The sequence below is a fragment of the Lysobacter sp. M15 genome (genome assembly GCF_022662515.1).
Lineage (GTDB): Bacteria > Pseudomonadota > Gammaproteobacteria > Xanthomonadales > Xanthomonadaceae > JAKPBU01.
In genome coordinates this window covers 375113-396572 of record NZ_JAKPBV010000012.1, presented here as the reverse complement: position 1 = coordinate 396572, position 21460 = coordinate 375113, and the positions used below count along the sequence as shown (strand labels likewise).

General features: G+C 68.2%; 14 protein-coding genes. 10 read left to right on the top strand and 4 right to left on the bottom strand.

Features of this window, described 5'->3' with window-relative positions:
* Positions 1-30: 30 nt before the first annotated feature.
* A complete protein-coding gene (locus MC380_RS13390) occupies positions 31-2400 on the bottom strand; it encodes a S9 family peptidase (RefSeq protein ID WP_242165334.1) in 2370 nt (789 codons plus the stop codon).
* 842 nt (positions 2401-3242) lie between these two features.
* On the opposite strand from MC380_RS13390, the gene MC380_RS13385 reads away from it, so the two are divergent.
* The 4 genes from MC380_RS13385 to MC380_RS13370 all read left to right on the top strand — a co-directional run bounded on the left by MC380_RS13385 (position 3243) and on the right by MC380_RS13370 (position 9329).
* Entirely contained in the window at positions 3243-4661 is a 1419-nt protein-coding gene (locus MC380_RS13385; RefSeq protein WP_242165332.1) for a cytochrome ubiquinol oxidase subunit I, read from the top strand.
* Positions 4661-5668: a cytochrome d ubiquinol oxidase subunit II gene (cydB, locus tag MC380_RS13380; protein WP_242101850.1), complete on the top strand. Its 1008-nt coding sequence runs from the start codon at positions 4661-4663 to the stop codon at positions 5666-5668. Before MC380_RS13385 ends, cydB begins: the two co-directional genes overlap by 1 nt.
* Before the next feature lie 93 nt (positions 5669-5761).
* Positions 5762-6034, top strand: coding sequence for a YcgL domain-containing protein (locus MC380_RS13375; protein WP_242165330.1), 273 nt, complete (start codon positions 5762-5764; stop codon positions 6032-6034).
* Positions 6027-9329: an ankyrin repeat domain-containing protein gene (locus MC380_RS13370; RefSeq protein ID WP_242165328.1), complete on the top strand. Its 3303-nt coding sequence runs from the start codon at positions 6027-6029 to the stop codon at positions 9327-9329. Before MC380_RS13375 ends, MC380_RS13370 begins: the two co-directional genes overlap by 8 nt.
* A gap of 80 nt (positions 9330-9409) precedes the next feature.
* Here MC380_RS13370 and MC380_RS13365 read toward each other — a convergent pair whose 3' ends face one another.
* Positions 9410-11224 (bottom strand): monovalent cation:proton antiporter-2 (CPA2) family protein, encoded by a 1815-nt coding sequence (locus tag MC380_RS13365; protein WP_242165327.1) that lies wholly within the window; start codon positions 11222-11224, stop codon positions 9410-9412.
* 44 nt (positions 11225-11268) lie between these two features.
* Here MC380_RS13365 and MC380_RS13360 point away from each other — a divergent pair, with 44 nt between their 5' ends.
* Positions 11269-12183 (top strand): energy transducer TonB, encoded by a 915-nt coding sequence (locus MC380_RS13360; RefSeq protein WP_242165325.1) that lies wholly within the window; start codon positions 11269-11271, stop codon positions 12181-12183.
* A gap of 241 nt (positions 12184-12424) precedes the next feature.
* Positions 12425-14230 (top strand): XVIPCD domain-containing protein, encoded by a 1806-nt coding sequence (locus MC380_RS13355; protein ID WP_242165322.1) that lies wholly within the window; start codon positions 12425-12427, stop codon positions 14228-14230.
* A gap of 83 nt (positions 14231-14313) precedes the next feature.
* Here MC380_RS13355 and rho read toward each other — a convergent pair whose 3' ends face one another.
* Complete coding sequence (gene rho / locus MC380_RS13350; RefSeq protein ID WP_242165320.1) at positions 14314-15963, bottom strand: transcription termination factor Rho; 1650 nt, start codon at positions 15961-15963, stop codon at positions 14314-14316.
* A gap of 234 nt (positions 15964-16197) precedes the next feature.
* Positions 16198-16524: a thioredoxin TrxA gene (gene trxA / locus MC380_RS13345; protein WP_242101840.1), complete on the bottom strand. Its 327-nt coding sequence runs from the start codon at positions 16522-16524 to the stop codon at positions 16198-16200.
* Positions 16525-16745: 221 nt separating this feature from the next.
* On the opposite strand from trxA, the gene rhlB reads away from it, so the two are divergent.
* The 4 genes from rhlB to MC380_RS13325 all read left to right on the top strand — a co-directional run bounded on the left by rhlB (position 16746) and on the right by MC380_RS13325 (position 21409).
* Positions 16746-18497 carry an ATP-dependent RNA helicase RhlB gene (gene rhlB / locus MC380_RS13340; RefSeq protein WP_242165319.1) on the top strand — a complete coding sequence of 584 codons (1752 nt, stop codon included), beginning with the start codon at positions 16746-16748 and terminating at the stop codon, positions 18495-18497.
* A 183-nt stretch (positions 18498-18680) separates the two neighbouring features.
* Complete coding sequence (gene ftsE, locus MC380_RS13335) at positions 18681-19370, top strand: cell division ATP-binding protein FtsE (protein ID WP_242101838.1); 690 nt, start codon at positions 18681-18683, stop codon at positions 19368-19370.
* Between the two features lie 135 nt (positions 19371-19505).
* Positions 19506-20408 (top strand): permease-like cell division protein FtsX, encoded by a 903-nt coding sequence (ftsX, locus tag MC380_RS13330; protein ID WP_242165363.1) that lies wholly within the window; start codon positions 19506-19508, stop codon positions 20406-20408.
* A gap of 125 nt (positions 20409-20533) precedes the next feature.
* On the top strand, positions 20534-21409 hold the full coding sequence (locus tag MC380_RS13325; protein WP_242165316.1) for a response regulator: 876 nt from the start codon (positions 20534-20536) through the stop codon (positions 21407-21409).
* Positions 21410-21460: the final 51 nt, after the last annotated feature.

Below are 21460 nucleotides of genomic sequence, written 5' to 3'. Positions count from 1 at the left end.
CGTGTAACCAGCGGCGGGTCGAGACCCGCACTACTTCAAGGTCTGCTCGAATAGTTCGTAGATCCGCCGGTACTCGTCGTACCACGCATCGGCATGCGAGAACGCATGCCGTTCCAGCGGATACGGGGCGATCGTCCATTTGTCCTTGCGCAGCTCGATCAGCTTCTGGGTGAGCATGACCGAGTCCTTGAAAAAGACGTTGTCGTCGATCATGCCGTGCGCGATCAGCAGGTGGTCCCGCAGGCCGTCGGCGTACTCGATCGGCGAGGATCGCCGGTAGGCTTCCGGATCGAGCTCGGGCGTGTTGAGGATGTTGCTGGTGTACTCGTGGTTGTACTGCGACCAGTCGCTGACCGGGCGCAGCGCGGCGCCCGCCTTGAACACGCCGGGCTTCTGGAACAGGGCGACGAAGGTCATGAAGCCGCCGTAGCTTCCGCCGTAGATGCCGGCGCGATCGCGGTCGCCCTGCCTGTTGGCGACGAGCCAGTCCAGCCCGTCGAGATAGTCCTCCAGCTCGGGCTTGCCCATGTGCCGGTAGATCGCGGTGCGCCAGTCGCGGCCGTAGCCCTCGCTGGCGCGGTAATCCAGGTCCAGGACGATGTAACCCTGCTGCACCAGCAGGTTGTGGAACATCTGCTCGCGGAAATAGTTGGGATAGCGGTCGCTGACGTTCTGCAGGTAGCCGGCGCCGTGCACGAACATCACGATCGGATACTTGCGGCCGGGTTCGGGCGTCCTGGGGCCGTAGTACTTGCCCCACAGAGTGCCGGCGCCGTGGCGCGAGGGCACCTGCACGATCTCCGGCTGCAGCCACTCGAGCGCGGCATAGTCCGGCTTGCGCGTGTCGGTGAGCGTGTGCACCGCGCCGTCGCCGATCTCGGCCACCGCAAGCTGCGCCGGTACGTACGCGGCCGACTTGCGCAGCAGCAGCGAGCGGCCGTCGGGCGACAGCACGAAGTTCTCGATGCCATCGGTGTTGGTGACTTCCGCCACGTCCCCATCGCCGTTGGCCTTGGCCGCGCACACCTCGTAGTGCCCGGGCCAGCGGCGGTTGCACAGGAAATAGAGCCGGCGACCATCGACCGACAGGGCCGGTTGCGAAACCTCCCACTTGCCCGAGGTCAGCGCCTGCGCCTTGCCGCGTTCGGCATCGAGCGTGTACAGCTGCGAGTAGCCGCTCTCTTCCGACAGCAGCCACAAGGTGCGGCCGTCGCGAAGCCAGCCGAACTCGTTGAAGCCCCAGTTGATCCAGGCGTCGTCGTGCAGGTGGTGGCGCGGTCGCAGCGCCGATGCGGCCATGTCGACCGTCGCGATCCAGCGGTCCTTGTTGTCGACCGCGCGGACCAGCACCGCGACATTGCGCGAATCCGCGCTCCAGCGGATCGACTGGCCGCCGCCGCCGTTGTCGGTCTCGATGCGCACGTCGCGGTTGCCCTTGAGCGGCTGCTTGCCGGCCGCCTTGCGCACGGCGGCCAGCGTATCGACGGTGATGCCGGGCAACGGATCGAACTTCAGTTCGCTTGTCTTGGCGTTGGCCACGTCCACCAGCCACAGCCGATGCGGCAGGGGTGCATTGCGGCCGACCCTGACCCGGACTTCCTCGAACTCCTCGTAGCCGGATTCGGTCACGTACTTGGGCATCTTGCCGGCGGTGCCGGCGTCGGCGCCCTTGACGCTGGTGACCACCAGCAGCCAGCGGCCGTCCGGCGACAGCGCGCTGTCGGCGATCTCAACGTCCTTGCCCAGGTAGACCGGCGGCGCCGCGCGGGTGGCGTCGGCACGACGCCAGGCCTCGCCCTGCACCCTCGCGGCGTCGCGGCGCGCGCGATCGTTCTTCAGGGTGTCGATCAGGCGCAGCTGGCGATCGCGCAGGTCGTCGGCCTTGGGCGACTGCGCCGGGTCGTCTTCGGCCCTGATCGTCGCCGCCTGGGTGACGCCGCGGCCGTCCCAGCGGTACCAGGTGTTGCCGACGCGCCAGACCAGGGCGCCGTCGCTGCTCCACTGCGGCAGGGCTTCATCGTCATTGCTGCGGGTGAGCTGGGTGAGCGCGCCGTTGCGCAGACTGCGAACGAACACGTCGCCATTGCGGATGAACGCGCTGCGGGCGCCCTGCGGATCGTAGACGGCGCCGGGTGCGTCCAGATCAGCTCGCGCGCTGCCGTCCATCCTGACCGGGGTGCCGCCGTCGATCGCGACCTGGAAGGTATCGCGAATCGTCGCCCCATCGCGCTTGGCGGTGTATTGCGCTGCCTTTCCGTCCCAGCGCCACCACACATCTTCGACCGCGGGTCCGATCCAGTCCGGGTCGGCCATGATCCGCTCCAGTGTCAGCGGCTGGGCGGGTTGGGCGAAAACGTGGCCGGCCAGCAGCAGGGCGGCGAGCAGGAGAAATGAGCGCATCGGATGGAGGTGTGTGGAAACCGGCGCAGGTTAGCAGGGGCGTAGGTTGGCGCTAATGCCGAAGGACATGGGGTTACTCTCTCGATGTGCGGAGGAACCCTTCTCCCTTCGTCGCGGCTATCGAAGCAGAGCTTTTGCCTGAAGGCGAGTTACTTTCTTTGCTGATGCAAAGAAAGTAACCAAAGAAAGCACCTACTCGTGAAGTCAACACCGCTCAGGGGAGATGCGGTGCTGTCGCCATTTTCGGACTCGCCATCCATGGCTCGATCCGAAAACGGCCGGCATCCATGCCGGCCGCCCTCCGGGTGTCCGGATGCGGATTGCATGTGCAGTGTCGAGAAGGTCAAAGACGGAGGTCGGGCCGTCGGCAGCAGGTCGTCTGGAAACTGGGCTTGCCGGCGCCTTTGACTTTCGCAGTCCCGCAGCAGCTACCAGCACCCGGAAACCCCGGAGGGGCGGCGGCCATGGATGGCCGCCGTTTTCGGACCGAGGCAGGAGGCCGAGTCCGAAAATTCCTTCGCCACCCACACCCCTTGAGCGACTTGTCGAGGAAGGTGCTTTCTTTTGGTTACTTTTCTTTGCACCAGCAAAGAAAAGTAACTCGCCGGCAGGCGAAAGCTCCGCTCCTAGAGACATTACCCCGGACCTAAGCACCCCAGCAGCAACGTCCATAGATCCCCGCCTGCGCGGGAGTGACGAGTCGGAAGATCTCCGATCCTCGACAAGCAAAGACTCGAAGGGCAGGCCGCGCGTCAGCCCCATCGGCCGTACCAGATCGGTACCCGTCCGGGTTCGCATGAGATAATCCTCCCGCGGCGTTCCCTCCGCCGCGGAGTAGCTTCGTGGATGCGCTGTTGCTCTCACGGATCCAGTTCGGGTTCGTCATTTCGTTCCACATCCTGTTCCCGGCCTTCACCATCGGCCTGGCGAGCTGGCTGGCCTTCATCGAATGGCGCTGGCTGCGGACCAAGGACGCCCTCTGGCGTGACCTGTATTTCTTCTGGCTGAAGATCTTCGCCGTGTCCTTCGGCATGGGCGTGGTCTCGGGCATCGTGATGAGCTTCCAGTTCGGCACCAACTGGGCGGTGCTGAGCGAGAAGGCCGGCAACATCCTCGGTCCGCTGCTCAGTTACGAGGTGCTGACCGCATTCTTCCTGGAAGCCAGCTTCCTCGGCGTGATGCTGTTCGGATGGAAGCGCGTGTCCGATCGCCTGCATTTCCTGGCCACCTGCATGGTGGCGCTGGGTACGCTGATCTCCACGTTCTGGATCATCTCCGCCAACAGCTGGATGCAGACGCCGCAGGGCTACACCCTGGATGCGCATGGCGTGTTCCACCCCGCCGACTGGTGGGCGATCGTGTTCAATCCCTCGTTCCCGTACCGGCTGGTGCACATGGTGCTGGCCGCGTTCATCACCACCTGCTTCGTGATCGGCGGAGTGAGCGCGTGGTACCTGCGGCGCGGCGTGCACGTGGAAGCCGGCAAGCGCATGCTGCGGCATGCGGTGGCATTCGCGGCGATCGCGGTGCCGCTGCAGATCGTCGCCGGCGATCTGCACGGGCTCAACGTGGGCGAGCACCAGCCGACCAAGGTCGCGGCGATGGAAGCCCACTGGCATAACGAAGGGGGCGGCCAGGGCGTGCCGCTGGTGCTGTTCGCGGTGCCGAACGAAGCGCAAGAGCGCAACGATTACGAACTGGCGATTCCAAAACTGGGCAGCCTGATCCTCACCCACACCCTGGATGGGGAAATCCAGCCCCTGACCGCGGTCTCGCGCGAAGAACGACCGCCGGTCGCGCCGGTGTTCTACGGGTTCCGGATCATGGTCGGCCTGGGCGTGGCGATGCTGCTGCTCACCCTGGCCTCGCTATGGGCGTGGCGGCGCGGACGCCTGTTCGACACACATACCCGAAGCGGGCGCTGGCTGCTCGACGGATGGCGCTGGCTCAGCCCGGCCGGGTTCATCGCGCTGCTGGCCGGCTGGTACGTGGTCGAGATCGGACGCCAGCCGTACGTGGTGTACGGATTGTTGCGTACCAGCGATGCGGTGAGTCCGAACGTTGCCGCGGCGGCCGTGCTGTCCTCGCTGATCGTGTACGCCGTGGCCTATGCCTTCATTTTCGGGGCAGGCGTCTGGTACCTGCGCAAGCTGCTCAAGATCGGCCCGGTGCCGCAGCCGCCCAAGGACACCGAAGGCGGCGAGAAAACGCCGGCACGGCCGCTGTCGCTGCCCGATGAGCCGGTGGAGGGGCGAGGCTGATGGAGTACTGGCTGCCCGTGATCTGGTTCGGCGTGATCGGCTTCGGCGTGCTGATGTACGTGTTGCTCGATGGTTTCGTGCTCGGGCTGGGCATCCTTGCCCCGTTCGCCAAGGACGAGCACGAGCTCGACCACATGATGAATACCGCCGCGCCGATCTGGGACGGCAACGAGACCTGGCTGGTGCTGGGCGGTGCGGGCCTGCTGGCCGCGTTTCCGAAGGCCTACGCGCTGATCCTCTCCGCGTTGTACCTGCCGGTGCTGCTGATGCTGATCGCCCTGGTGTTCCGCGGGGTGGCGTTCGAGTTCCGGTTCAAGGCCCATGCTTCCAGGCCGCTGTGGGGATGGGCGTTCGCGCTCGGCTCGCTGTGCGCGGCGTTCTGGCAGGGCGTGATCCTGGGCGCGGTGGTGGAAGGCATGCCGTTGCAGGAAGGCAGGTACGCCGGCGGCATGTTCGGATTCTTCAGCCCGTTCTCGATGCTGACCGGCGCTGCGGTGGTGTTCGGCTACGCGCTGCTCGGCGCCTGCTGGCTGATCCTGAAGACCGAAGGGCCGCTGCAGCGCACCGCACGCACGCTGGCACGTCCCCTGATGCTGGTGGTCGTGGTGTTCATGGGCCTGGTGAGCGCGTGGCTGCCGTTTCTCGACAGCCGGATCATGGCGCGCTGGTTCGAAGGCGGGAATTTCTGGTGGCTTGCGCCGGTACCGGTGCTGGTGCTGGTCAACGCCTTCGCGCTGTGGCTGGCGGTGATGCAGGACGGTCGGGATGCCAAACCCTTCGTCCTGACCCTGTGCTTTTTCGTGCTGGGTTTCGCGGGCCTGGTGTTCGGGATCTGGCCTTACCTGGTGCCGCCGGCGCTGACCATCTGGCAGGCGTCGTCGCCGCCGTCCTCGCAGGGTTTCGTGCTGGTTGGGCTGGTGCTGCTGTTGCCGGTGATCCTGGGCTACACGTGGTGGTCGTATCGCGTGTTCGCGGGCAAGGTCGCGGCGGATTCGGGTTATCACTAGCGCCTGGTGTTCCGGCTCATCCGCTATGTGGCGGGTTTCACGCTTGCGTGGTTTCCCGCACAATCCAGCACTGATCCGCGCAGCCCCCGGTGCATGCACGCCTACGTCTACAAGAGCCAGCGCAGGGCCGACACCTACGTGTACCTGGCTGAACGCGATGGATTTTCCCGGCTGCCCGAGCCGCTGCGCACGCAGCTGGGGCCGTTGGCATTCGTGTTGGACGTGGAGCTGACGCCCGAGCGCACGCTGGCGCGTGAGGATCCCGCGGCGGTCCGTGAGAACCTGGTCGCGCGCGGCTTCCACCTGCAGTTCCCGCCCAGCGCCGCGGCCGATCCGCTGGGCGAGGATTGGGGCACCGATGCCTGAATCCACATGGCGCGCCCGTGGTCCCTTCGCGGTCGCCGCGCTGATCGGCGGGTTGGGCGCGATCGCAGGCGGATTGGGCGGCGTGATCGCCGCCGCGGGAGGATTGCTGGCGCAGCCGGCGATCGCGCTGGCGCTGCGTTACTGGCGTGCGCCCACCGCCACCCATCCGCGCGAGGATGCGTTTGCGCTGCTGATGGCCTGGGGCATGGCGCTGGCGGGGCTGGCCCTGCTGCTGTGGTGGCCGCTGTCGGCGGTACGCGAAGGCGGTGGCGCGGGCGCGGCGCTGGCGCTGAGCGCCGCAGTCGGCATCGCATTGATCGGGTTGTGGCGCACCTGGCCGCTGTGGCAGTCGCTCGAACGCGATGGCGGCGGGTTGGCGCAACGCTGGCGCGCGCTGGGCGAGAGCGAAATCGGTGCATGGCGCGGTCTGGGCGTGGCCGCTGCGGTGCTGGCCCTCCTGGCGTGGATCGGCGCGCTCGCCTGGCCGGGCGGGCTGGACGCCACGAGCCGCTGGTGGCTGGCCGCTGCCGCCGTACCCGGCTGGCCGTTGCTTCACTGGCTGGTCCAGCGCACGCGCGCCGCGTCGCTGGCCATGCTCGCGATCGAGGATTTCGACGCTGATGCTTTCGACGAGGATGAATCCGCAACGAGCGCGCTGGAAGAGGGCGATCTGCAAGCCGCGCTGTTCGCCGCCGCCCGTGGCGGCCGGGTCGACCGCGCGCTGCAGCTGCTCGACGCCGGCGCCGATCCGCAGGCGCTACCGCCGCCGGAGGATCGCGACCAGCGCAGCCTGGCGGTGCTCGCCGCGGTGCTGCCCGACCTGCGGCTGCTGCGCGCGCTGATCGCACGCGGCGTCGACCTCAATGCCGCCCATGCCGGGATGACCCCGCTGCTGGCCGCGACGCGCGACAGCTGGCATGGGCGTCCGGAAGCCGTGATGACCCTGTTAACCAACGGCGCCGACCCGCGCGCGGCCGACGGTGAGGGCAACACGCCTCTGCATCACGCCGCGCGCAGTTCAGATCCCGGCGTCGCTGCGCTGTTGCGCGATGCGGCGGCCGAACTCGACGTGCGCAATCGCGACGGGGTGACCCCGCTGGGCATCGCCTGCGCCGCCGGCAACTGGCGCCTGGCGCGGTTCCTGCTGGAGCGCGGCGCCAAGGCCGAGATCGACGGCGCATCGCCTGCGCTGCTCTCCGCCGCGGGCAGCGAGGAGGACGATGCCGCCGGCGTGTTGTTGCTGCTCAAGCACAAGGCGCGGATCGATGCGCGGGATGCGCGCGGACGCAGCGCCCTGCACGATGCCGCGCACGCCGGCCATGTCGAGATCATGGCCGCACTGCTGGCGGCAGGCGCGGATGTGCACGCCCGCGATGCCGCCGGTCGCACACCATTGCTCGATGCCGCATACGGTGGCCGGCTTGGTGCGGTCGATGCGCTGCTTGCCGCCAAGGCAGACGCCACTGCTGAAGACGAGGCAGGCCGCGGCGCTCTGGCGCTGGCCTGCGCGGGCGACACGCCATCGGTGGCGGTGGTGCGCCGGCTGCTCGAAGTGGGCGCGGATCCGGGACATGTCGACAAGTCGGGCAAGCGCGCGGTCGATCTGGCGGCGGAGGCGGGGCGCTGGTCGTTGGTGTCTGCCCTCGACCCCGGTTATGCACTGCCGGCCAGCGTCGCCGGCGACGAGGCGGCCGACATCGGGGAAGCCGAAGGACATCTCTATCTGCCGGACCGCCCGCCGGCCGCCCTGCTCGGCGAGGCGCTGGAACGCCAGGATCCCGGCGTGCTCGATCCCGCGCTGGCGCGGCTGTTGACTCCGGACGAACTGGGCGCGCTGCTGGGCGACGAAGTCGCACTCACATGGCCGGCCGGCCTGGAGTGGCTGCTGGGACAGGGCGCCAACCCCGATGTGCGCGCGGCCGGAGGCGACACGGCCATCTTCCAGCTGCTGGCGCGGCCGGCCTTGCTGGCCTCGCTGCAGGCCTTGCTGCGACGAGGCGTGTCGCCCGCGGGCGTCGGAGGACTGGCGCGCTTCCTTGGCGCCTGCGCCGGCGGCGACCACGCCGCCCGCGGCTTCGAGCGCGTCGCGATCGAACTGCTCGAGCGCGGCGCGGATCCGTTTGCGCCCTCGCCAGGCGGCGATCCGCCGCTCGCGCTTGCGGTGCGACTGGGCTGGACCCGGCTCGCCCAACGCCTGCTCGCAAGCGGCGTGTCGCTGGATGCGCGCGACAGCCGCGGCATGAGCGCGCTGCATCTGGCTGCGGCGCTGGGGCGCGAATCGGCGCTGAAGTCACTGGTGGCGCATGGCGCCAACCCCGACGTGCGCGCGGCCGACGGGCAGACGCCGCTGGGCGTGGCGCTGTCGGCCGGCCGCCGCGACCTGGCCGACTGGCTCGACTGGCGCGGCTGGCCGTTGCCCAGGCGCGCGCTGCAGGCCACCGATCTGCCGGCCGCTGCGATCGTCGGCGATGCCGATGCGGTGCGGCGCCTGCTCGACCTCGGTTTCCCGATCGACACGCCCGATGCGCAGGGCTGCAGCGCCCTGCTGCGTGCAGCCGGCGGCGGCCATCGCGCCACCGTGGACCTGCTGCTGGCGCGCGGCGCCGATCCGCAGCGCGCCGCCAACACCGGCGCGACGCCGCTGTCGGCCGCGGTGAGCATGCGCCAGGGCGAGATCGTCGAGCGCCTGCTCGACGCGGGCGCCGGCCTGGAGCATCGCCTGCCGGGCGAGGTGACCGTGCTGATGCTGGCCGCGGCGCTCGGCCTGCCGGATGTATGCGCGCGCCTGCTCGGCGCCGGCGCCAACGTGCAGGCGGGCGACGCGCAGGGACTCACGCCGTTGCATTGCGCGGCGCTGTACGGATTCACCGCGCGGGACCGGACGCGCCTGCTGGCGCTGCTCGACACCCTGCTGCTTGCCGGCGGCGAACCCGATGCGCCCGCCGCCGGCAACGTCACCCCGCTGCTGCTGCTGCTCGGCGCGCGCGCCGAACCGGGCACCGCCTGCGACGAGGAAGTGGTCCTCGCCGGCCTGGAGCGCCTGCTGGACGAAGAGGTGTCGCTCGATGCCCGCGACCCGCGCGGATTCGGTCCACTGCATCTGTCCGCCCTGCACGGACTGCTGCGCGTGACCCAGCTGCTACTGCGCGCAGGTGCCGATCCCGACCAGCGCGACGCGCTCAACCGGATTCCCCGCGAGATCGCGGTGATGCGCGGTTTCGTCGATGTCGCCGCCGAGTTCGAGCCAGGCCAGCCGGGCGTGTCGATGGCCAGGTTCCTGCGCGAGCCGCGATGACTGCGGCGCCCGCCCGTCTTACCGGGCCAAGGTTGCAGCGCGTATCGAACCGGCGGTGCAACTCCGGCAGACCGGTTGGGCTATTGCACGCCCTTGCCGCCGACCTGACCCAGGACGCCTTCGCCGCGGTCGGCCTCGAACAACTGCTCCAGCTCGGCACGCGCATCCTTTGCGGTCTGGCGCAGCGCGTCCTCGTCGTCGTAGACCAGGTGCTGCGCGGCCAAGACCCGCTCGTCGTGTTCGCGGAAGCGGTTGGCGCGTTCTTCGGCCAGCTGCGAATCCATGCCCAGCGCGATCATCACCTCGCGCCCCAGTTCCAGGCTTGAGGCGAAGGTTTCGCGCACCGCGATCGCGCCCAGGTCCATCAGCTGCCAGGCGTGGCGGCGATCGCGCGCGCGCGCGTAGACTTTCGCCTCGGGATAGCTGCGCCGGATCAGGCGCGTGGTGCGCAGGCTCGCTTCGATCGTATCCACCGCGATCACGAAGACCTTGATGTTGGCCGCACCCGCCGCGCGCAGCAGGTCCGGCTTGGCCGGATCGCCGTAATAGACCGGGTTGCCGAAGCGCCGGAAGAAGTCCACCTGCTCGGCATCGTGTTCGATCGCGACGAACTTGATCCGCTGCGACTGCAGCAGCCGCGCGACGATCTGGCCGAAGCGGCCGAAGCCGGCGATCAGCACCTGAGGATGGTCGTCGGGAATCTCGTCGTAGGCGCGCGCGGATTTCTTCTTTTCGCCCTTGCGCTTGACCAGGCGGGTCATGCCGATGAGCAGTAGGGGCGTGAGCGCCATGGAAACACCCACCATGGCCACCAGCCGGGCGCGCGCGCCGGCGTCGAGCAGGCCGGCTTTGTCCGCTTCGGCGAACACGACGAAGGCGAATTCGCCGCCCAGCGCCAGCACGCTGCCGAGCATCAGGGCGCCGCGCGCGTCCAGGCCGCCGGGCTTGAGCCCCAGTGCGAACAGGAGTGCGAACTTGACCGTCATCAGCACCGCCACGCCGACGGCGATCGCGGCAGGTTCGGCGGCGACCTGGCGCAGGTCGATGCTCATGCCCACGGCCATGAAGAACAGACCGAGCAGCAGGCCTTCGAAGGGCTGGATCTGCGATTCGAGTTCGTGCCTGAATTCGGAATCCGCAAGCAAAACGCCGGCCAGGAACGCGCCCAGTCCCGCGGACAGCCCCGCGATCTGCATCAGCCAGGCGCTGCCGAGCACGATCAGCAGCGCGGTCGCGGTGAACACCTCGGGCATGCCGGTGCGCGCCACGATCCGGAACACCTGGCGCAGCAGCACCCGCCCACCAAACACCAGCAGGGCGATCGCGCCCACCGCCTTGGCGATGGCCAGCCAGGGCGTTTCGCCGGCATCGGGGTTGGCCACGTTGCCCAGCAGCGGGATCGCGGCCAGCAGCGGAATCGCCGCGAGGTCCTGGAACAGCAGGATGGCGAAGGCCAGGCGCCCGTGATCGGTGCCCAGTTCCTTGCGCTCGGCCAGCAGCTGCAGGCCGACCGCGGTGGAGGAAAGTGCAAGGCCCAGGCCGATCACCAGCGCGGCCTTCCAGCCCAGGCCCTGCATCATGCCCAGCGCGCATAGCGCCAGTCCGCTCAGGGCCACCTGCAACCCGCCGACTCCGAACACCGGCTTGCGCATCACCTTCAGCCGCGGCAGCGACAGTTCCAGGCCGATGACGAACAGCATCATCACCACCCCGATCTCGCTGGCGGTGAGCACCCGTTCGGCATCGCGGATCACGCCGATTCCGTTGGGCCCAAGCGCCGCACCGGCCGCCAGATAGCCCAGCACCGCGCCCAGCCCGAAACGCTTGAACACCGGCACCGCGATCACCGCGGCCAGCAGGAATACCAGGGCCAGTTCGAGTCCACCGCCGTGCATGGGCACCTCCGTGTCGGATTATGCCTGCCGGATCAGGAGTCCCCATGCATCCGACCGTGGACGGCGTTATCCTGCCGCCGGTCAAGCGGAAAGGCCGACGGGGACGAAACATGAAACTCAGGCTCGTGCTGCTGCTGACACTGCTGGCAGGTACCTTCGTCGCGGATGCCGCCGGCACCAAGGCCGACGTGCGCAAGACCATCGAGAACAGCATGCTGGTCACGGGCACCATCGATATCGGCATCGACGGTGCAGCCATCGGCCACCGGCTGGATCAACCGGAAAAACTGCCGGGGTTCGTGCGCGATCTCGTAACGAAAGCTGCGACGGAGATGCGCTTCGAGCCGGTGCTGCTGGGCGGCAAGCCGGTGAAGGCGCGGGCCAAGATGGGCGTGCGCGTGGCTGCGCGGAAACTGGAGAACGGGAATTACCAGCTGCGCATCGCGAGCACGAGCTTCGGCGAACAAGGCGGTGATGACGCAGAAAGCGTCACGAAAGAGAAGATGCGGCCACCCGAATATCCCATGGACGCTGCCATGCGCAACGTCAGCGGCACGGTCTACCTGGTGCTGAAGATCGGCCGGCAGGGTACGGTCGAGGACTTGGTCGTCGAGCAGATCAACCTCACCGTCCTCGGCAACGAACGGCAGATGGAGCAATCCCGCAAGTGGCTGGCCGAAGCCAGCATGGATGCCGCGCGCAAATGGAAGTTCCGCATTCCCACGCGCGGCGAATCGGCCGACGATTCGTTTTGGAGCCTACGCGTGCCGGTCGCCTTCCTTCTCAGGAGTCAGAAGGAACCCGCTTATGGACAATGGGACGCTTACATTCCCGGCCCGCAGGCGCGTCCTGCCTGGATCGACGCAGACGAGGCCATGCAGAATCCCGATGCGATGATCGCTGGCGGCCTGTATCAAGTCGGCAAGGGCCCGAGGCTGGTGACGCCCTCTCAGGGCTGATTTTCAGGTCGCATGGCGCGGCTGCAGTTGCGCAGAGGATGCAACTGCTCGCGAAGTCCGCAGGGTTTGCAGTCGATGGCGCGCCGGCATGGTCAGCGCGGCATTTTTGGAGTAAATATAGCGATACCCCGGCAGGATGCCCGGGCGTAGCGGGATGTTCCACGGAACGGAGCATCGCCATCGGACGGCTGGCTCGGGCAACCCGGGTCGGCGGGCACGCACAACGACAGGGAACACCGAAATGGACGCAGTCGTCGATCGGGCCGGCATCGCCGGCGATCCTTCCTCTTCCGACAGCCAGATCCTGCGCAGGTATGCAGGCCAGGATGCGCCGGTCGCTGTGCCGTCGGACTACACGGTGCTGTTGCCGTCCGACGAAGCATGGCCCCGTCGGACCGTGCTGCGCGCGGTCGTAGCCGATGCCCTGCAACGCAACGGCAAGGTGGTCGACGAGGACACGCTCGATGCGACCGTCGCATCGGTCGCCGCCGATACCGGTCCGCTTGGCAACGACGCCCTGGTCTGGAAGCTGCAGCAGGGGGAATCGCGCGACGACGGTCGCGTTGCGCCACCGTTTCATGGCTACGCCGCGGCGATGCCGGCGCAGCTGCAACGTTCGCTGCTGGCGTATGCGGGCGACTGGAGCAGCAGGCGCGACGCGTCGCCGCCGCCGCCACTCGATGCCAGCATCGCGCAACTCAGGTCTCTGGCGACGACCCAGGGCCAGAGCGATGTCGCGCGCACCCTCGAGGCGATCGATGCCGCGATCAGGGCTGGCCAGGCGGCGAGTGCCGCAGGCCAGCCGGTCGATGCGGTCGCGCTGCGCACGGTGCTCGAATTCGCCACGCGCATGGGCAAGGAGCGCGAGGCGGCGAAGATCCTCGAGCGCTACACCGCGATCAAGGGCGTTGCCAGCGATGCCAAGACCATCGGCCGGGAGGCGGAACGCGTCTTCAACGGCCGCGATCCGCTGACCGGAAAACCGCTCAACACCGACCAGCGCGTCGACGCCGCCTTCAACCTGCTCTCCGCCGGCTTCCAGGTGGCGGGGGAAATCGGCAACCTCGCCCTGATGTTTGGTGCCCGCAACTCCGGCCTGGTCGCGGGGCTGATCGGAGTCGCGCCCGCGGGCATGGCCATCGTCGCCTTCGCCGCGGGCGCGTACGAGCTGATCAAGAAGGCACGCGAGGCGCTGCTGCAGCCACAGTGGGACGAATTCCGCGCGCGGTTTCCGGGCGCCGAAGGCATCGAACCCAAACAGTTCGTCAGCGCCACGATGCGACAGATCGCGGGCATGCCAACCGATCCCGGCAATGCGGCGTCCACGTCCAGTCGCGTCCTGGAGCTGCTCGGCGGTAGTCCCGAAACGCGGCAGCGCTTCCTCGCCTTCCTCAAGGGCAAGGTGGAACCCGATTCGATGGTCGATGCGTTGGCGACCGGGAGGCTCGACGGTCTTGGCAAGGAGCATGCAGCCGAACTGGCCCGCGCCGCCAAGGGCAGCGCGCGCGACTTCCTGCAGCACGAAATCGACGACACCAAACGTTATGTGCGCGACCGCGACGGCGATCGCACCCGCGGCAGCTACCTGCTCGAGGGCGCGGCGCGCGCCGGCGCCGAGCGCAACACCAACCAGCTCGGCGGCACTGTCGATGAGGTGCTGCGGGTGGGCGGCATCCTGACCAGTACCGGCAACCAGTTGCACGCCCGGTTCAATGACATGCTGGGCAAAGTGAAGGGTGTCGGGGGTTTGCAGGTCGACGGCCGCGCATTGGACGAGGAGCAGCACAAGCGGGTGGCGGCGGCTGTGGTCGCGGCGACGGGCCAGCTTCCTGTCGACGCGCTGGTGATGAACAAGGCCGGCACTCACCTGCTCGCCGTCAGCAATCCGCAATCGGAATCCCGGCAGATCGTGTCGATCGAACTGGACGCCGCGCTCAAGCAGAGCATCGAGGCAAGCAGCAGGATGGCGGCTGCCAATCCGGTGGTGGTGCTGACGCAGGCCGACGCTGCGCAGGCACGCCACGATGCCATCCAGCGCGGCATGTGAAACGGCGGCAGCATTCGCGGATTGCCATCATCCAACGTAGAACGCCCCGCATTGCGGGGCGTTCTGCTGTCGTGCGCTCGAACTCAGCGCTTCATCGAAGCAAAGAACTCGTCGTTCGACTTGGTGCTCTTCATCTTGTCGAGCAGGAATTCCATCGCCGCCAGCTCGTCCATCGGATGCAGCAGCTTGCGCAGGATCCAGATCTTCTGCAGCAGGTCGGGGTCGATCAGCAGGTCCTCGCGGCGGGTACCCGAAGCGTTGACGTTGATCGCAGGGTAAACGCGCTTCTCGCTGATGCGGCGGTCCAGGTGCACTTCGGAGTTGCCGGTGCCCTTGAATTCCTCGTAGATCACCTTGTCCATGGCGCTGCCGGTATCGACCAGCGCGGTCGCGATGATGGTGAGCGAGCCGCCTTCCTCGACGTTGCGGGCGGCGCCGAAGAAGCGCTTGGGTCGGTGCAGCGCGTTGGCGTCCACGCCACCGGTCAGGACCTTGCCCGACGACGGCACCACGTTGTTGTACGCACGCGCCAGGCGGGTGATCGAGTCGAGCAGGATCACCACATCCTTCTTGTGCTCGACCAGGCGCTTGGCGCGCTCGATTACCATCTCGGCCACCTGCACGTGGCGTGCGGCGGGTTCGTCGAAGGTGGAGGACACCACTTCGCCGCGCACCGTGCGCTGCATCTCGGTGACTTCCTCGGGCCGTTCGTCCACCAGCAGCACGATCAGGTGCACGTCGGGATGGTTGGTGGTGATGGCAGTGGCGATCTGCTGCATCATCATCGTCTTGCCCGCCTTGGGCGGCGAGACGATCAGTGCGCGCTGGCCCTTGCCCTGCGGCGCCATGAGATCGAGGATGCGGCCGGTGATGTCCTCGCTGCTGCCGTCGCCGCGCTCGAGCTTGAACTTCTTGCGCGGGAACAGCGGCGTCAGGTTCTCGAACAGCACCTTGCCCTTGCTGGCTTCGATCGGTTCGCCGTTGATCGTGTCGACCACGGCCAGCGCGAAGTAGCGCTCGCCGTCCTTCGGCCAGCGGATGCGGCCGGCCAGGTGGTCGCCGGTGCGCAGGTTGAAGCGACGGATCTGGGAGGGCGAGATGTAGACATCGTCGGGACCGGCCAGATAGCTGGCTTCGGCGCCGCGCAGGAAGCCGAAACCGTCTGGCAGGATCTCCAGCACGCCATCAGCGGCCACGCCCTCGCCGTGACGGGTGAGCACCTTGAGCAGGGCGAAGATCACGTCCTGCTTGCGCGCGCGGGCCACGCCCTCGTGGATCTGCAGCTGCTCGGCGATGTCGAGCAGCTTGTGCGCCGGCATGCGCTTGAGGTCGCTCAGCGAATACTGCGGAAACCCCTCGGGAATATTGGCCGGCGGCGATCGCGGCACGAACTGTTCCTGTCCGGTGTCGTCGCGGGGCAGGCCGTCCTGGAAGCGGTCGCGCTGGCGGTCGCGGCGGTTGCGGAAGCGGTCGCGACGGTTGTTGTTGAAGCGCCCGCCCTGCTGGTCGCGATCGTTACCGGCATCGCCGCCCTGGCCGCTGGCGTCGGCGGAAGGCGCAGATTCATTCGGGATCGGAGGTGGGGGCGGCGCGCTCGGCGGCATCGCGGCAGGCGCCTCGGGCGCGGGTGCCGCGGGAGAAAGCGATTCGGTGGGAGTGGCGGACTTGGCCACGCGTGCCTTGCGCACGCGCTTGGCAGCCGGTTCGCCGGCATCTTGGATGTTGTCTGACAAGCGGGAAATCCTCGCTGAGGCGAGCACTCGCGGGATGCGAGCGATGTAGGAAAGGGAATCTTGAGAAGGGGTGCGGCGCGGAGGTCAGCGCCGGGTCAGTGGAAAGCTAGCACTGCCGGGAAGCGGGGGCAAGCGTTGCGGGCGAAGCGTTCATCTTGCCTGGGGCCGCATGTCGACCCGCGCAGCAGGCGGGGAGACCCAGGGACCGCGGACCATCAAGCCGATCACGGGGGATCAGAGCGCCTTATCGATCATCTGGCTGAGCTGCGCCTTGCCCACCGCGCCGATCTGGGTCGCCTGCACCTGGCCGTCCTTGAACAGCAGCAGCATCGGGATCGAACGCACGTGGTACTTCATCGCCGTCGCACGGTTCTGGTCGATATCGATCTTCACCACCTTGGCCCGGCCGGCATAGGTGTCCGCCAGCTCATCCAGGGCCGGGGCGATCATCTTGCAGGGTCCGCACCACTGCGCCCAGAAATCGACCAGCACCGGCTCGTCGGACTGCAGCACGGCGGCATCGAAATCGGCATCGGTGGCGTGGATGACCTTGTCGCTCACGGAAGGGCTCCTGTTGGGATGGCGGCCCGCGAAAAGCCGTGAACAGGCGGGCGGGCGGCGGGGCTGGCGGGGAGACTGGTAGACTTGGCGCTGAATCTGGGGCTCGAGCGGCGGCTTTCAAGCGCCGGTCCGCGGATCCTCGTAGCCATCTTACCCCCTTCGGCGGTCCTCACGACCGCCGCATCGCGCGCAACCGCACTCCTGCGCGCCGCGAACCAAGAATGACCGACAAACCACTTACCGACATTCCGTTTTCCGAATTCGACCTGCATCCGGCGCTGCTCGCCGGTCTCGAAGCCGCCGGCTTCCTGCGCTGCACGCCGATCCAGGCGCTGACCCTGCCGCTGGCCCTGTCCGGACGCGACGTCGCCGGCCAGGCGCAGACCGGTACCGGCAAGACCCTCGCCTTCCTGATCACGGTGATCAACCGCCTGCTGCAGCGCCCGGCACTGGCCGAACGCAAGCCCGAGGATCCGCGCGCGCTGATCCTCGCACCGACCCGCGAGCTGGCGATCCAGATCCACAAGGATGCGGTGAAGTTCGCGTCCGATCTGGGACTGAAATTCGCCTTGGTCTACGGCGGCGTCGACTACGACAAGCAGCGCGCCCTGCTGCAGGCCGGCGCGGATGTGATCATCGCCACCCCCGGGCGGCTGATCGACTACGTCAAGCAGCACAAGGTCGTGTCCCTGCACGCCTGCGAGATCTGCGTGCTGGACGAGGCCGACCGGATGTTCGACCTCGGCTTCATCAAGGACATCCGCTTCCTGCTGCGGCGCATGCCGATCCGCACCGAGCGGCAGACCCTGCTGTTCTCGGCGACCTTGTCGCATCGGGTGCTCGAGCTCGCCTACGAGCACATGAACGAGCCGGAAAAGCTGGTGGTGGAGACTGAAACCGTCACCGCGGCGCGGGTGCGGCAGAAGATCTACTACCCGGCCGACGAGGAAAAGCTGCCGTTGCTGCTCGGGCTGCTCTCGCGCAGCGAGGGTGCGCGCACCATGGTGTTCGTCAACACCAAGGCCTTCGTCGAACGCGTGGCGCGCGCGCTGGAGAAGGCTGGCTATCGTGTCGCGGTGCTCTCCGGGGACGTCCCGCAGAAAAAGCGCGAGACGCTGCTCAAGAAATTCCAGGCCGGCCAGCTCGAGATCCTCGTCGCCACCGACGTAGCCGCGCGCGGCCTGCATATCGATGGCGTGAGCCATGTCTACAACTACGACCTGCCGTTCGATGCCGAAGACTACGTGCACCGCATCGGCCGCACCGCGCGCCTGGGCGCGGAGGGCGATGCGATCAGCTTCGCCTGCGAGCGCTACGCCATGTCGCTGCCCGACATCGAGCGCTTCATCGAGCAGAAGATCCCGTCCGAACCGGTCACGCGCGAACTCATGACCGCGCTGCCGCGCACGCCGCGCGCTCCAGTAGCCGCAGAGCCCGGCGAAGAAGGTGAGGAGAGCGTCAGCACGATCTTCCGTGAGGCGCGCGAACAGCGCGCCGCAGACGAGGCCAAGCGCGGTGGCCCGCGCAGCCGGGGAACGGGCGCAGGTCCGGGTCGCGGAGGCCGCAGCGAGAGCCGCCGCGACGGCGCGCCGCGGCGCGAGCGTCCACGCACGGGCGAAAGCGTCGCCTCAGGCGCCGAAGCGGCCGCCTCACGACCGCCGCGCAAGCCGCGGGATGCCGCCGCACCGGTGCGCGACGACGCGCCCGCCGCGACCGCAGCTGCAGCGGCGGAAGGCGAGCGCGCACCGCGCAAGCGCCGCCGCCGGCGCGGAGGCATGCGCATCGAAGGCGAGGCGGCAGGCGGTTCCGCGCCCGCGCGCGAGCTGCCGACGCCCGCTTCGCGCGTACCCGCGTTGCGACAGGCGTCCACGTCGCCGCCCACGGCGTCGCCCGAAGGCAAGCCGTCCCTGCTTTCGCGCCTGGGACGTGGACTGAAGTCACTGGTCACCCGCTCCCCGAGCAACCAGCACTGAAGGCGGGTTCGGCTCCGCCCCATGTGAAGTGCGCGCGTTGGCTCATCGAACGCAAGCGTGTTCGCAGCGCACACGCCTGGCCTGGATTGGTTCGGGCCGGATAGGGCAGGTATTGGCGTCCCAGGCGAGGGCGGCAGGTAAGATTGCGCGATCGCGATCTCCCACGCACTCGAATCCCGGCCGATGAGCGTTCTGCGCTTCGACAACGTCAGCAAGCAGTACCCCGGCGGGCATGTCGCGCTGGCCGACGTCAGCTTCGAGATCGCACAGGGCGAAATGCTGTTCATCACCGGGCATTCGGGCGCCGGCAAAAGCACGCTGCTCAAGCTCATCCATCTGTCAGAACGGCCGAGCCGTGGCGCGGTCCTGTTTGGCGAACGCAACCTGCTCAAGGTGCGCGGTGGCCGGATTCCTCTGCACCGACGCGAGGTGGGCGTGGTGTTCCAGGATCACCGCCTGCTGACCGACCGCAGCGTGTTCGAGAACATCGCACTGCCGCTGGTACTGCGCGGCATGAGGCGCGCGGAGATCGGCAAGCGCGTGCGCAGCGCGCTCGAACGCCTCGGCCTGGGCGCGCGCGAGCGTGCCCTGCCGACCCAGCTTTCGGCCGGCGAGCAGCAGCGCGTCGGCATCGCCCGCGCGGTGGTGGGCGAACCGCGTCTGCTTGTGGCCGACGAACCGACCGGCAATCTCGACCCGACCTTGTCGGCCGAGATCATGGCGTTGTTCTCCTCCTTGCCCGAGCGCGGCACCAGCGTGCTGGTCGCGAGCCACGATCTGGGTCTGGTGAAGCGCATGAAGAAGCGGGTACTGGTGCTCGATCATGGCCATCTGGTCGACGACATCTCGCCGGAGGATCTGGCTGATGAGTAGCCATCCGTTTGTCCTGAGCGTAGTGGGCGGAGCCCGCGGAGTCGAAGGACGCACCGGAGGATCTGGCCGATGAGTGATCCCGTCCGGGCCGCACGCGAACAACGCGAGGATGCGCGCCGGATCCATGCGTCGCCAATGGGCGCCTGGCTCGACCATCACGCCTTCAGTTTCCTCGCCAGCCTCGGCCGGATCGCGCGCAAACCGCTGGCCGCGCTCTTGACGATCTCGGTGATGGCGCTGGCGCTGGCGCTGCCGGTGGGGCTTTGGCAGGTGCTCGGCAACATCGAACGGTTTTCCGGGAGCGTGCAGGCTTCGCGCGAGATCAGCGTGTTCCTGAAGCCGGAGATCGGGCTGGCACAGGCCCGCGCACTCGCGCAACGCCTGCGCGCGCGCGGTGACATCGCCCAGGTCACGGTGAAGACCCCGCAGGAGGGCCTGCAGGAACTGCGCGAGCGCAGCGGCCTGGCCGAGGCGATCGATGCCGCCGGCGACAATCCGCTGCCCAGCGTGCTGGTGGTAGTGCCGAAAGGCGACGAAACCTTACTCGCCGACTCATTGCGTACCCTGCCCGAAGCCGATCTGGTGCAGCACGACGCCCAGTGGCGGCAGCGGCTGGATGGCTGGCTCCGGTTCGGCAATCGCGTGGCCTGGGTGCTGGCGGCGCTGCTGGGGCTCGGAGCGCTGCTGGTGGTCGGCAACACCGTGCGCCTGGACATCCAGTCGCGACGCGAGGAAATCGGCGTGCTGCAGCTGCTCGGTGCCAGCGACGGCTTCATCCGCCGACCCTTCCTGTACCTGGGCGCCTGGTATGGGCTGGCGGCCGGGGCCCTCGCCGTGGGTCTGCTCACGCTGGCGGCGCTGGCGCTGCAGCCGCCAATCGTCGAACTGGCCGCCGCCTACGGCAGCCGGTTCAGCCTGCAGGGCTTCACGCCGGCACACGCGGCAGGCGTGGTCATCGGCGCAGCGCTGCTGGGCTGGTTCGGCGCGGGACTGGTGACCGGTCATTTCCTGCGGCAGACGCGACCGACGGAAACCTGATCCGCCGCAGACCGCGAACTGGGCTGGCTGGGTCATGTCCGTGGCGCATGCAACGGGTAGACGGATCCGCACGGCGTGCGCTCATGGAAAGCGCGTTGTGCATCACCCGCCGTTAAACTGCCCGCATGGCCGCGCCCCACGACATCAACCATCTCGTCAGCGGCAATCCGCGGGTCATGGTGGTCGACGGTTCGAAGCTGGTCCGCAAGCTGATCGGTGATGTCCTGCGCAAGGAACTGCCGGAAGCCGAAATCATTGCCTGCGCAGGCCTGATCGAGGCGCAGGCCGCGCTGGCCGCGGCGCCGGTGGACCTCGTGACGACTGCCCTGTCGTTGCCCGACGGCGATGGCGAAGCCGTCGCGCGCGCCGTCCGGACCGCTTCCGGCCAGGCCTACGTGCCGGTGATCGTGGTCTCGGGCGAGGCCCAGTCGCGGTTGGAAGCCCGCAGCCTGGGCGAAGACGTGACCGACTATTTCGACAAGGCGCTCGGTCACCAGGCGCTGGCCGCGTTCGTGCGCGGTTATGTCCGCCCGCAGCCGATTGCCGGCGCACGCGTCCTGTATGTGGAGGACAGCCGCACGGTGGCGGCAGCAACCAAGCGGATCCTGGCCGCGCAGGGCCTGGAAGTGGTGCACGTGCTCAGCGCCGAAGATGCGCTTGAATACCTGCACGAGCACCGCCCCAAGCGCGATCGCGAAACCGGCGCTGAGCTCGGGAGCGACGTCGGCGTCGACATCGTGCTCAGCGACGTATACCTGAAAGGCGTGCTCAGCGGGCGCGAACTGCTCTCGCAGATCCGCAGCGCTTTCGGCTACGGCAAGCGCCGGTTGCCGGTTTTGGTGATGACCGGCGACGACAACCGCGAGAAACAGGGTGCGTTGCTGCGCGAGGGCGCCAACGACCTGGTGCTCAAGCCGATCGAGGAGCGCCTGCTGGTGACCAAGCTCCTGTTCCAGCTGCGCGTGGCGGCGATGCCGGAACAGAAGGAGATGGGCGCATGAGCCGCGAGGCCGGCCGTGGCGCGCAGCCGCGGGCGGATCGCCGCTTCGCCG